Raw genomic sequence first — 11,875 nt, 5'->3', positions numbered from 1 at the left:
GCTACAGCCCGCGCCGAAGGCCAGCGTCGAAGGCCCCGGAGCCCAACCCCTCCAAGCCCCCCAACGCCGCCCAGACTATCGGGAAGCGCGCCTTTTCCGCTCGTCCTTCCAGACCACCCAACCGCCGAGCAGGATCATCAGGGCCAGCCCGTACCAGGTGATGGCGTAGGTCAGGTGGTTGTCCGGAAAGGCGATGACGGTGAGTCCACCCACGGGACCGTCGTTGCCATCGACATGACCGGGCGACGAGGCGGCATCGGCATCGATGAAGTATGGCGCGGTGTGTCCAAGCGACTTCGCCCGGGCAATGGCGGCCACGTCGCGGGAATACCAGCGATCGCCGGCAGGGTCGTTGTCCTGCAGGAACGCACCCTTCGGCTCGCTGATGCGCAGCAGGCCGGTGATCGTGGTTTCACCGACGGGCCCTGGCATGCAGCTGGCCTTGCCGCCGCACCAGGTGGTGGAGACGAAGCCGCGGTTGATGAGGACCACATCGCCGGCAGATGTGCGCAGCGGCGTCAGCAACCACGAACCCATGCCAAGCTCGGTGCTGGCACGCACGCGCACGCTCTTGTCCTGCAACAGCGTGCCGGTGACCGTCACCCGCCGGTATTCGTCGTCGGCCGTCGTGATCGTGGACCACTGCGGCCGGCCCGGTGCGGTGACGGGCTGCGCATGCACGCGCTGGTCCACGCGGGCGATCAGGTCGTGCTTCCAGGCCCGGCGATGCACCTGCCAGGTGCCCAGGGCCATGAAGCCGGTGAACAGCACGAGGCCGCACAGCGCCAGCAACCCCAGAACGAAGACGCCGCGCGTTCGGCGCGGCGTCTTCGGCGTGGTTGGAACATCCGCGCTCAAGGCAGGTTCTTGACCTGTTGCTCGGTCATGTCGTGGGTCATGCCCGGCATCATGTTCGAGTTGAGGTGGAACATGACCCAGATCGAGCCGGTGAGCGTGATCACCACCAGCACGAGGGTGAAGATCAGCGCCAGCATGTTCCAGCCGCCTTCCGACTTCGTGTTCATGTGCAGGAAGTAGATCATGTGCACCACGATCTGGATGGCAGCGAAGAACATCACCACGATCGCCAGCGTCTGCGCATTCGGGATTACCTTGCCCATCACCAGCCAGAACGGCACTGCGGTGAGGAACACGGCGAGGAAAAACCCCGTCATGTAGCCCTTCAGCGTGCTGTGGCTGGCGCCGTCGTCGTGATCGTCATGGTGGTCGTGCGATTCGATGTGCGCGCTCACGGCAGCACTCCCATCAGGTAAACGAAGGTGAAGACGCCGATCCAGACCACGTCGAGGAAGTGCCAGAACATCGACAGGCACATGATGCGACGCTTGTTGGCGGCGGTGAGGCCGAGGCGACCCACCTGGAACAGCAGCGTGACCAGCCAGACGATGCCGAAGGTGACGTGCAGGCCGTGGGTGCCAACCAGGGTGAAGAACGAGGACAGGAACGCGCTGCGCTGCGGACCGGCACCCTCGTGGATCAGGTGCGCAAACTCGTACATCTCGATGCCGAGGAACGCCAGGCCGAACAGGCCGGTGATGACCAGCCAGGCCATCATCGTGCCCTTGCGGTTCTTCTGCATCTCCAGCACGGCGAAGCCGTAGGTGATGGAAGACAGCAGCAGCATCGTCGTGTTGATCGCGACCAGCGGCAACTCGAACAGGTCGGCACCCGAAGGGCCGCCCGCGTAGCTGCGGCCGAGCACGCCGTACACGGCGAACAGGGTGGCGAAGATGAGGCAATCGCTCATCAGGTAGATCCAGAACCCGAGCAACGTGCCGTTGGCCGGGTGGTGGTCTTCCTTCATCCAGAACTCGAGGTCCTGGCCATCCGCGACGGTGGCGGGCGTAGCGTGCATATCAGACATGGGCGGCAAGCTCTTCCGTGCGGATGGCTTCGGTACGAGCCACTTCGTCGGCGGGGATGTAGTAGTCGCGCTTGTAGTTGAACGTGTGGCCGATCGCGGTGACCAGCAGGCCGAGGAAGGCCAGGCCGGCAACCAGGAACATGTGCCAGATCATGGCGAAGCCCAGCACGAAGGCGAAGCCCGCGATGATGATGCCCGCACCGGTGTTCTTCGGCATGTGGATCGGCAGGTAGCCTTCCGTGCGACGCGTGTGGTTGCGCTCCTTCATGTCCCACCAGGCATCCGGCTCGTGGATGATCGGGGTGAAGGCGAAGTTGTAATCCGGCGGCGGCGACGACGTGGACCATTCCAGCGTGCGGCCGTGCCACGGATCGCCGGTGACGTCGCGCAGCTTCTCGCGGTTGCGGATGCTGACGAAGATCTGCACGAGGAACGAGCCGATGCCCAGGGCGATGAGCACCGCGCCGAACGCGGCCAGGCGGAACCAGATGGCGAGCGACGGATCCTCGAAGTGGTTCATGCGGCGGGTGACGCCCATGAAGCCCAGCACGTACAGCGGCATGAAGGCGAAGTAGAAGCCCACCAGCCAGAACCAGAACGAGCACTTGCCCCAGAACGGGTCGAGGCGGAAGCCGAAGGCCTTCGGGAACCAGTAGTTGATGGCGGCGAACACGCCGAACACCACGCCGCCGATGATCACGTTATGGAAATGCGCGATGAGGAACAGGCTGTTGTGCAGCAGGAAGTCCGCCGGCGGCACCGCCAGCATGACGCCGGTCATGCCACCGATGACGAAGGTGACCATGAAGCCCATCGTCCACAGCATCGGCACGTCGAACTGGATGCGGCCACGGTACATCGTGAACAGCCAGTTGAAGATCTTCGCACCCGTGGGGATCGAGATGATCATCGTGGTGATGCCGAAGAACGAGTTGACGCTGGCGCCGGAGCCCATGGTGAAGAAGTGGTGCAGCCAGACCAGGTACGACAGCACGGTGATGACCACGGTGGCATAGACCATCGAGGCGTAACCGAACAGGCGCTTGCGGCTGAAGGTGGAGACGATCTCGGAGAACACGCCGAACACCGGCAGGATCAGGATGTAGACCTCGGGGTGGCCCCAGATCCAGATCAGGTTCACGTACATCATGGCGTTGCCGCCGAAGTCGTTCGTGAAGAAGTTGGTGCCGACGTAGCGATCCAGCGCCAGCAGCACCAGCACGGCCGTGAGCACCGGGAACGCGGCGACGATCAGCACGTTGGTGCACAGCGAGGTCCAGGTGAAGACGGGCATCTTCATCATGGACATGCCGGGCGCACGCATCTTGACGATGGTGGCGATCAGGTTGATGCCGGACAGCGTGGTGCCCACGCCGGCCACCTGCAACGACCATATGTAGTAATCCACCCCGACATCGGGACTGGCCGCGAGGCCGGACAACGGCGGGTAGGCCAGCCAGCCGGTGCGTGCGAACTCGCCGACGAACAGCGACGCCATGACCAGCAGCGCGCCGGACACGGTCATCCAGAAGCTGAAGTTGTTGAGGAACGGGAAGGCGACGTCGCGCGCGCCGATCTGCAGCGGCACCACGTAGTTCATCAGGCCGGTGACCAGCGGCATCGCCACGAAGAAGATCATGATCACGCCGTGGGCGGTGAAGACCTGGTCGTAGTGGTGCGGTGGCAGGAAGCCCGGGTTGTCGCCGAAGGCGATCGCCTGCTGCGCGCGCATCATCAGGGCGTCCGCGAAACCGCGCAGCAGCATGATGATGCCCAGCACCATGTACATGATGCCGATCTTCTTGTGGTCGATGCTGGTGAACCACTCTTTCCAGAGGTAGCCCCACAGCTTGTACTTGGTGATCAGGCCGAGCACCACCAGGCCGCCGAGGGCGACGCCCGCGAACGTGGCGATCAGGATGGGCTCGTGGTACGGGATCGCCTCGATGGTGAGGCGTCCGAAGATCAGTTTGGCTAGATCGGGCATGTTCATTACCGGACTCGCTAAGGCTTGAATCGAAATCAGGCGGCCGCTGTTAAAGCGGACGTCCGGCAGGGGAGATCGGCTGGCCGGCGCTGCCGGTGCCGACGCACAGCGCACCCACGTAGCGCGGACCGGCGGTATCCAGGCCCACCCGCGCACGGGTGGCGGCATCCAGCGAGGTGACGTTGTAGGTACCTACCACGCCCTGGCCACCCTGCTTGTCGATGGCCATCATGTCGCTCTGGCACATGCGGTTGGACTCGACGCAGCGGTTGAGGATGGCGTTGTAGAGGCTGGGGGCCACGCTGCCGTAGAAATGCACGGGCTCTTTCTCGCTGGGCTGCTCGAGCTTGAGGTAATCCTCGCGGCTGAGCGTGTCGCCGCTGGCCTTGGCCTTCGCCACCCAGGCGGCGAAATCGGCATCGGACAGGCTGTGGAAGCGGAAATGCATGTCCGAGAAGCCGGCGCCGCTGTAGTTGGCGGAAATGCCCTCGAAGTCGCCCGTCTTGTTCATCACCGCGTGCAGCTTGGTCTCCATGCCGGGCATGGCGTAGATCATTCCGGCCATGGACGGGACGAAGAAGGCGTTCATCACCGACGACGCCGTGATGTGGAACTCGATCGGGCGATCGACCGGGGCGGCCATCTCGTTGACCGTAGCGATGCCCTGCTCCGGGTAGAGGAACAGCCATTTCCAGTCCAGGGCCACCACCTCGACCACCAGCGGCTTCGTGCCGGGCGCGACCGGGCGGGAGGCATCGATCTGGTCGAGCGGACGGTAGGGGTCGAGCTTGTGCGTGCTGGTCCAGGTGATGGCGCCCAGCGCGATGATGATCAGCAGCGGGGCGGACCAGATCAGCAGCTCCAGCACCGTGGAGTGGTTCCAGTCCGGGTCGTAGCCGCCGTGGTTCTTGTTTTTCTCGCTGTACTTCCAGGCGAACAGGAAGGTCATCACGATGACGGGGATGATGATGATGAGCATCAGCACCACGGAAATCATGATCAGGTCGCGCTGCTGCCTTGCGACGTCGCCCGAAGGGCTGAACAGCACGGCATCGCAGCCCGACAGGAGCAGGGCAAGGGCGGGGATCAGCAATCCGCGCAACATCTTCATGGACATTCGCATGAGGGGGGCAACCGTGGGGACATTAAAATTTACGCTCAACAGGCCGCCAAGGCCATAGGACACATTGTCCCATGGCGTCGGTCCGCCGTCCCGTGGTGCCCGTTCGACGCGCCATTGACCCTCCGCTTCGCTATGCTGTAGCCAACTATCCACCCGGGCCGACCCAGGATGACCACCATTTCCCATGCGCACGAGGGCGCCGCCGGCGCCGAGCAGGACGTCCGCCGCCAGCACCAGACCAGCCACGCCCCCGTCGCCCCGGGCGAAATCGCGGTCGGCGTGGTCATCGGCCGGGCCTCGGAATACTTCGACTTCTTCACATACGGCATCGCGTCCGTGCTCGTGTTCCCGTCGGTGTTCTTTCCATTCCTCAGCCCGCTGGACGGCATCCTGCTGGCCTTCACGATTTTTTCATTCGCGTTTATCGCCCGGCCGATCGGCACCACGCTGTTCATGGGCATCCAGCGCACCTGGAGCCGCAGCACCAAGCTGACGGCCGCGTTGTTCCTGCTGGGCACGTCCACGGTCTGCATCGCCTTCCTGCCGGCCAACACGAACGGCGGCTACACGGTCATCGTGATCCTGTCGCTGCTGCGCTTCCTGCAGGGCATCGCGCTGGGCGGCTCGTGGGACGGCCTGCCCTCCCTGCTGTCGCTCAACGCGCCCAAGGAAAAACGCGGCTGGTACGCCATGCTGGGCCAGCTGGGCGCGCCGGTCGGCTTCCTGATCGCGGGCTCGCTGTTCCTGTTCCTGCACACCCAGCTGTCCCGTGAAGATTTCCTGGGCTGGGGCTGGCGCTACCCGTTCTTCGTGGCGTTCGCCATCAACGTGGTGGCCCTGTTCGCCCGCCTGCGCCTGGTAGTCACCGAGGAATACACCCAGCTGCTCGAAGAGGGCCAGCTGGAACCGATCGGCATCATCGAGATGTTCCAGGCCCAGGGTTACAACCTGTTCATCGGCGCCTTTGCCGCCCTGGCCAGCTATGCCCTGTTCCACATCGTGACGATCTTCCCGCTGTCGTGGATCACGCTTAACCGCTCGCAGGACATCAACAACGTTCTGGTCGTGCAGATCGTGGGCGCCTTCCTGGCCGTGCTGGCCACCGTGGCCTCCGGCGTGCTGGCCGACAAGTTCGGCCGCCGCAACACGCTGGGCACCATGGCGGTGCTGATCGGCCTGTTCGCCATCGCCTCGCCCTGGCTGCTCGGCGGCGGCAAGGTGGCCCAGGATGCCTTCCTGCTGATCGGCTTCGCCCTGCTGGGCCTTTCGTACGGCCAGGCCGCGGGTACGGTGACGGCCAACTTCGCCAAGCGTTTCCGTTACACCGGCGCGGCGCTCACCTCCGATTTCGCCTGGCTGTTCGGTGCCGCCTTCGCCCCGCTGGTGGCGCTGGGCCTGTCGATGCGCTTCGGCCTGGCCGCGGTCAGCGTCTACCTGCTGTCCGGTGCGGCCTGCACGCTGCTGGCGCTGCGCATCAACCGCTCGCTGGAAACCGACCGCAACAAGGCCTGACAGAAAGCAAATCCCCGCCCGATTCTCGTGGGCGGGGCCCGCCGGGGTGGCTTACCCTGTGCCGCATGCTCTTCGACCTGCCCGACCGCGACACCCTCTACCGCGCCCTGCTGGAACGCGATCCCGCCTATGACGGCCATGTGTTCGTCGGGGTCACCAGCACCGGCGTGTTCTGCCGGCTGACCTGCCCCGCACGCAAGCCGCTGCTCGAGAACACCCGTTTCTACGATTCCGTGCCCGCCTGCTTCGAGGCCGGCTTCCGGCCGTGCCTACGCTGCCGGCCGCTGGACCCGGTGAGCCAGCGGGAGCCGATGGTCTCGGCGCTGCTCATGCGCCTGGAAGCCGAGCCCGAGCGGATCTGGGCGGAGGGCGACCTGGTCGAACTGGGCTACGACCCCTCTACCGTACGCCGCGCGTTCAAGCGCCACCTCGGCCTCACCTTCCTCGACATGGCCCGCCTGCGGCGCGCCGGGCGGGGCATGGACCGGCTCGCCACCGGAGCCAGCGTCATCGACGCCCAGCAGTCCGCCGGCTACGGGTCCGGCAGCGGCTTCCGCGAGGCCATCGTGCGCCTGCTGGGCGAGGTGCCCGTGGCACTGCGCGGCAGGGAGCTACTCCGGGCCGACTGGATCGAATCACCGATCGGCACGATGCTGGCGGTGGCAGACGCCCACGCCCTGCACCTGCTGGAGTTCTTCGACCGCACGGCGCTGCCCACCGAACTGAAGAAGTTGCGCGAGGCGACCCGGTCTTCGATCACGTTCGGGCGTACCCCGGTGATCGACCGCATCGAGGCCGAGCTGCGTGACTACTTCGAGGGCAGGCGATTGGCCTTCGACACGCCGCTGGCCCGTCACGGCTCCGCCTTCACCAAGGCGGTATGGGATGCATTGGTCGCGATTCCGCCCGGAAGTACCCGGAGTTATGGCGACATCGCGCACGCCGCCTGCCGCCATACGGCCGTGCGTGCGGTTGCCCGGGCCAACGGGGCCAACCAGCTGGCCATAGTGATCCCATGCCACCGGGTGATCGGCGCCGATGGCGCGCTGACCGGCTACGGCGGCGGGCTATGGCGGAAGGACTGGCTGCTACGGCACGAGCGCAAGGTGATGGGGCTTACCAGGTGAGATCGTCCGGCACGACGAACTGCTTGTAGTAGTCGTCGTCATCGTCGCTGGTCGGCAGCGGATCGCCGTCCTTGCGGCCGTGATCGAGCACGATCATGTCCGTCGCACGGGCATGGATCTTGTCGGCGGGCAGGCGCGGGATGAGCTCGTAGCCATCGCCGGCCCGCGCGATCACCAGGCTGCCGGAGGCAAGCTGCGCACGCAGCGCCTCGTTGACGAAGAGGCTGGCGATCTTCTCGCCATCGTTGAAGCGATAGGCGATATCGCCCTCGCGCTTGACCCGGGTCGTCTCGATGATCTGCCGGACCTGCGCGCGGATCTCCCTGGCGCGGGCCTCGGCGTTGCGCTCGGCGGCGATGGCCCGGTCGCGCTCGGCACGCTCGGCCTGGAGCCGGCGGACGTCCACCTGATCGGCGGTATCCGGCGCGGGGGCCTTGCCCTGGCGGGCCTTGGCCTGCTCGCGCGCGACCTTGGCCAGCTTGTCTTTCTTGACGAGGCCGGCCTTGAGGAGCTGTTCCTGGAGCGGATTGCGCATGGCGGTGGTTTCGTACGTGCGGGGCGTCGATTCTAGCGCCGAAGACCCGCACCGGGGCCGGTGGGCTGCCGCCCCGCCGGCTCAGTTGAAATCCACCTGCACCACGATGGGGCGCCGGAACGCACCGCCACGCACGGTCGGTCCGGTCTCGCGCAGGCGCACGTTGAAGTCGTAGGAACGTCCCGTACCCAGCGCGTTGGCCAGGAACGGCACACCCGGCCGGATCGTCGTCCGGGTGTCGTCGCTGGCCAGTTCCAGCCCCACGTTGCGAGGGCCACTGAGCGAGAAGAGATCGCTCACCGTCGGGTCGGCGTCCGCAGCCCTTCCGAACGTGAACGAGGCGACCATGCCGACCGGTTCGGCGCATTCCTGCACCACCAGGTGGAAAGCCCGCCACGGTGTCGCGCGCTCTGGCGTGGCGAAATTGCCGACATGGTAGGTGCCCACGTCGAAGACCTGGTTAAGCGACTCCGCGCTGATGCTGCAGGTCGGTCGCACGAACTGGAGGTCGTAGACCACGAGGTGGCGGAATGCCCGGGTCCTGACATTGCCGGGCTGGTAGGACCACTGTTGGGCGATGACCCGGCTGTCGACGCGACCGAAGCGCACCGGACCGCCCGTGCGCTTGACGCGATAGCCGACCACGGCGTCGTTGCCGATCACCGCGTCGCCCAATCCGACATAGCGCTGGTACCGGTGCGGAAACTCATAGTGCTGGCTGTTGCGCAGGTCGTGGATGTACACCTCGATGCCGAAGCCCGAGGGTTGGCCGCCGACAGTCAGGGGGACCATGCCGCCTTCGCGCGCCACGGTGTAATCGCCTTCCAGCGTGGCGTAACCCTTCGCGCATTTCGCCAGCCGGTTACCGTCGCCATAGGCCACGTCGTCGCGAACCACGGTGCCCGGCGCCATGGCGTTGCTGACCGTAATCTGCGCGGTCTGGCCGAGCTGGTAATTGCCGTCGGCCTGCCAGTAACACCCGCTGGATATCGCCATGGCCGGCATGGCGAACAGCAGCAGCGGCAGCGCGCACGACGCACGGCGAATCGTTCGGTGATGCATGGAAACCTCGTTCCTTAAGGTGGGTGGTCCACGACCGCGTCGTGAGTGGGAAAGTGGCGATCCAGCCACGACGACCAGTGCGCCGCACGGCGGATCAGGTCGGCCCGGTAACGGGCATTGAAACGTGGCGTACGCGAGTGGTAGTTGGCCGCACGCGTCCAGACATCCCCCGTGTCGTCGCGCAGGTGCCCACGAATGCGCCACGCCGCGAGCAGGAAGGCATAGATATAGCGCGTGGCATTCATCACCACCCCCGCGGAGGCGGGTACGGCGGCGACCAGCAGCAGCGCCAGCAGCGCGCGCGCCAGCCCCGCGACATTCCGTTTCGTTGCTTCCATGACGGGCGTTCCTTCGGGTGAGCCGTTCGACCGCCGGGCATGCCGGCGGTCGAGTTCCTTGCTTACTGTTCGTAGCGAACCGTGTAGGTCACCGAACTGTTGGCCGCGCCGGCCACCACGGTGCCGCTGCGCTGGTAGGACGCCGAATAGGCCAGCACGGCCTGGTTGTCGGACACGGTTTCCTTCACGCCGTCCTGGGTGTCGCTCCAGATGTCGATGGGCGTACCGTTCTTGTCGAACAGGCGGATCTGCACACCCGCCGCGCCACCCGTGGTGGTCAGGGCACCCGTGCGGGGATCGACCGTGGAACCGGTGTCGTACGTGGCCCACACCTTGGTGCCGTTGGCGCAGGTGGTCTCGCCGGCCTTGCCGATGTAGATGCGGTAGCCGGTGTTGCCCGTGGTGGTACCCACGTCACCGAAGTCGGCCGCGTTCACCGAGCCGATGTTCACGGTGAAATCCGGACCGTTGCCCGGAGTGCCGCCGTCGACGGTGCAGGTGACGTTGGTGATGGCGCCGGTGAAGGTGATGGTGCCGGTCGACGCGAAAGCCGATGGCGCGGCAAGCCCGGCGATCAGCAAGGCGGAAGCGATAGCTTTGAGGTTCATCCGATTAACCCTTTGTATGACTTGAGAAACGGCCCCGGAGGGGGCCGTCGGCAGGGGGAGACACGGGTCACCCCCGCGCATCACGCAGCCGAGCTCGACTACGCGAGCGCATCGAGAATTCTGTACGAATTCCCTGGCCAGCCATATGGAATAAACCTCAAAAATCTAAGTTTTTTCCTGAGCCTCTTTTCAGCCTTCGGACAAGCAAATGGTCGGATTTCTCATTACTCAGCCACCGATCTTGCGTAGCGGCTTGCCGCTCATCAGATTGCGCTCGATCTGCTCCAGCGTGACGCCCTTGGTCTCGGGAACCAGGAAGAACGTGACCCCGATGAACACCGCGTTGAGGGCGGCGTACAGCCAGAAGGTCTGCGCGTTGCCGATGCCGCTGAGCAACGACAGGAACGTCGCGCCGACGATCATGTTGGTCACCCAGTTGGTGAAGGTGGACGCGGCGATACCGAAGTCGCGCCCTTGCAACGGCTGTACCTCGGAGCACAGCGTCCAGATCAACGGACCCGCCGACATGGCGAACCCGACGATGAACAGCAGCAGCATGCCGACGGTGAAGAACTGCTCGCCACGGGAATGGATGCCCAGGCTCATCATGGTGCCGACCACGCCCAGGCCCACGGCCATGATGGTGAAGCCCGCATAAAGGATGGGCTTGCGGCCCAGGCGATCGACGAAGGCGAATGCGATCAGGGTGGCCAGCACGTTGGTCAGGCCCACGGCGGCGGTGAACCACATCTGCGCATGGGTGTCGTAGCCCATGTCCTTGAAGATGCGCGGGGCGTAGTACATCACCACGTTCATGCCGGTGAACTGCTGGACGGCCTGCAACAGCACGCCCAGGCCCACCGAACGGCGGAAGTTGGGGTTCTGCCCGAACATGCTCCAGCCGTGCTGGCGGGTTTTCAGCTGCTCGTCGATATCGGCGATTTCCTTCCGCACTACCTCCGCGTCGCCGCGCAGCTTCGCCAGCACGACCTGCGCGTCCTCGCGGCGGCCACGCATGAGCAGCCAGCGCGGGCTGTCCGGCAGGAAGAACAGGCCGATGAGGAACAGCACGCCCGGCGCGGCTATGATCCCGAGCATCCAGCGCCAGTTACCGCTGGCACTGAACGCCGTGTCGGAGAGGAAGGCCAGCAGGATGCCGGTGGTGATCATCAGCTGGTAGGTCGAGATCATGGCACCGCGCACTTTTTCCGGCGCCACCTCGGCCAGGTACAGCGGCGCGGTAAAGGTGGCCACGCCGATGGCGATGCCCAGGACGAAACGCGCCACGATCAGGATCTGGGGCGACCAGGCCACTGCGCAGAACAGCGAGCCGGCGATGAAGACGACGCCGGCGACGATCAGCGAACGCTTGCGACCCAGCGATGCCGACATCCAGCCCGCACCCAGCGCACCCATCGCCGCGCCGCCCATCATCGAGCTTACGATCCACTCGATCATGTGGTCGGTGACCTTGAAGTCCGCCTGGATGAACTGGGTGGCACCGGAGATGACCCCGATGTCCAGGCCGAACATAAGGCCGGCCAGCGCCGCCAGGATGCAGGTGGTGACGATGGCCGCCCGGGGGTGGGCGGCGGCGACCTGTCTTTCGAGCGGGGCATCCATGGCGGGCATCCTTCGGTGAGGGAAAAGGGCGAGCGAATTGGATGCCGCGACATGTGTTCAAGTGGTGTGCGTCGC

11 protein-coding genes and 1 pseudogene are annotated in these 11,875 nt (G+C 65.4%); 2 read left to right on the top strand and 10 right to left on the bottom strand.

Annotation, left to right across the window (positions count from 1 at the left end):
* Nucleotides 1–75: 75 nt before the first annotated feature.
* The 5 genes from AB8808_RS00625 to cyoA all read right to left on the bottom strand — a co-directional run bounded on the left by AB8808_RS00625 (nt 76) and on the right by cyoA (nt 4,983).
* Nucleotides 76–858 carry an SURF1 family protein gene (locus AB8808_RS00625; RefSeq protein ID WP_369925845.1) on the bottom strand — a complete coding sequence of 261 codons (783 nt, stop codon included), beginning with the start codon at nt 856–858 and terminating at the stop codon, nt 76–78.
* Nucleotides 855–1,253, bottom strand: coding sequence for a cytochrome o ubiquinol oxidase subunit IV (gene cyoD / locus AB8808_RS00620; protein WP_369925843.1), 399 nt, complete (start codon nt 1,251–1,253; stop codon nt 855–857). The genes AB8808_RS00625 and cyoD overlap by 4 nt, the downstream gene beginning before the upstream one ends.
* Nucleotides 1,250–1,876, bottom strand: a complete 627-nt coding sequence (gene cyoC, locus AB8808_RS00615) for a cytochrome o ubiquinol oxidase subunit III (RefSeq protein WP_369931306.1) — start codon at nt 1,874–1,876, stop codon at nt 1,250–1,252. Before cyoC ends, cyoD begins: the two co-directional genes overlap by 4 nt.
* A gap of 1 nt (nt 1,877) precedes the next feature.
* The gene (gene cyoB, locus AB8808_RS00610; RefSeq protein ID WP_369931305.1) at nt 1,878–3,851 is read right to left on the bottom strand and encodes a cytochrome o ubiquinol oxidase subunit I; all 1,974 of its coding nucleotides are present in this window, start codon (nt 3,849–3,851) and stop codon (nt 1,878–1,880) included.
* A 70-nt stretch (nt 3,852–3,921) separates the two neighbouring features.
* Complete coding sequence (cyoA, locus tag AB8808_RS00605; RefSeq protein ID WP_369925840.1) at nt 3,922–4,983, bottom strand: ubiquinol oxidase subunit II; 1,062 nt, start codon at nt 4,981–4,983, stop codon at nt 3,922–3,924.
* A 180-nt stretch (nt 4,984–5,163) separates the two neighbouring features.
* Between cyoA and AB8808_RS00600 the strand changes: the two genes are divergently transcribed.
* Both AB8808_RS00600 and AB8808_RS00595 read left to right on the top strand, forming a co-directional pair.
* On the top strand, nt 5,164–6,507 hold the full coding sequence (locus AB8808_RS00600) for an MFS transporter (RefSeq protein ID WP_369925838.1): 1,344 nt from the start codon (nt 5,164–5,166) through the stop codon (nt 6,505–6,507).
* A gap of 65 nt (nt 6,508–6,572) precedes the next feature.
* The gene (locus tag AB8808_RS00595; protein WP_369925836.1) at nt 6,573–7,634 is read left to right on the top strand and encodes a bifunctional transcriptional activator/DNA repair enzyme AdaA; all 1,062 of its coding nucleotides are present in this window, start codon (nt 6,573–6,575) and stop codon (nt 7,632–7,634) included.
* Here the strand turns inward: AB8808_RS00595 and AB8808_RS00590 are convergent.
* The 5 genes and pseudogenes from AB8808_RS00590 to AB8808_RS00570 form a co-directional block, all read right to left on the bottom strand.
* Nucleotides 7,624–8,169 carry a DUF2058 domain-containing protein gene (locus AB8808_RS00590; protein WP_369925834.1) on the bottom strand — a complete coding sequence of 182 codons (546 nt, stop codon included), beginning with the start codon at nt 8,167–8,169 and terminating at the stop codon, nt 7,624–7,626. The genes AB8808_RS00595 and AB8808_RS00590 overlap by 11 nt on opposite strands.
* 81 nt (nt 8,170–8,250) lie before the next feature.
* Nucleotides 8,251–9,231 (bottom strand): fimbrial protein, encoded by a 981-nt coding sequence (locus tag AB8808_RS00585; protein ID WP_369925832.1) that lies wholly within the window; start codon nt 9,229–9,231, stop codon nt 8,251–8,253.
* A 17-nt stretch (nt 9,232–9,248) separates the two neighbouring features.
* Nucleotides 9,249–9,455 (bottom strand): annotated as a pseudogene (locus AB8808_RS00580) (hypothetical protein); the annotation flags it as partial.
* 176 nt (nt 9,456–9,631) lie between these two features.
* Nucleotides 9,632–10,177 (bottom strand): fimbrial protein, encoded by a 546-nt coding sequence (locus AB8808_RS00575; RefSeq protein WP_369925830.1) that lies wholly within the window; start codon nt 10,175–10,177, stop codon nt 9,632–9,634.
* Nucleotides 10,178–10,405: 228 nt separating this feature from the next.
* Nucleotides 10,406–11,800: a sugar porter family MFS transporter gene (locus AB8808_RS00570; protein ID WP_369925828.1), complete on the bottom strand. Its 1,395-nt coding sequence runs from the start codon at nt 11,798–11,800 to the stop codon at nt 10,406–10,408.
* Between the last annotated feature and the right edge of the window lie 75 nt (nt 11,801–11,875).

This window comes from Xanthomonas sp. NCPPB 2632 (assembly GCF_041228075.2).
In the GTDB taxonomy this organism is placed as follows: Bacteria; Pseudomonadota; Gammaproteobacteria; order Xanthomonadales; family Rhodanobacteraceae; genus Luteibacter.
This window is presented reverse-complemented; position numbering and strand designations above follow the sequence as displayed.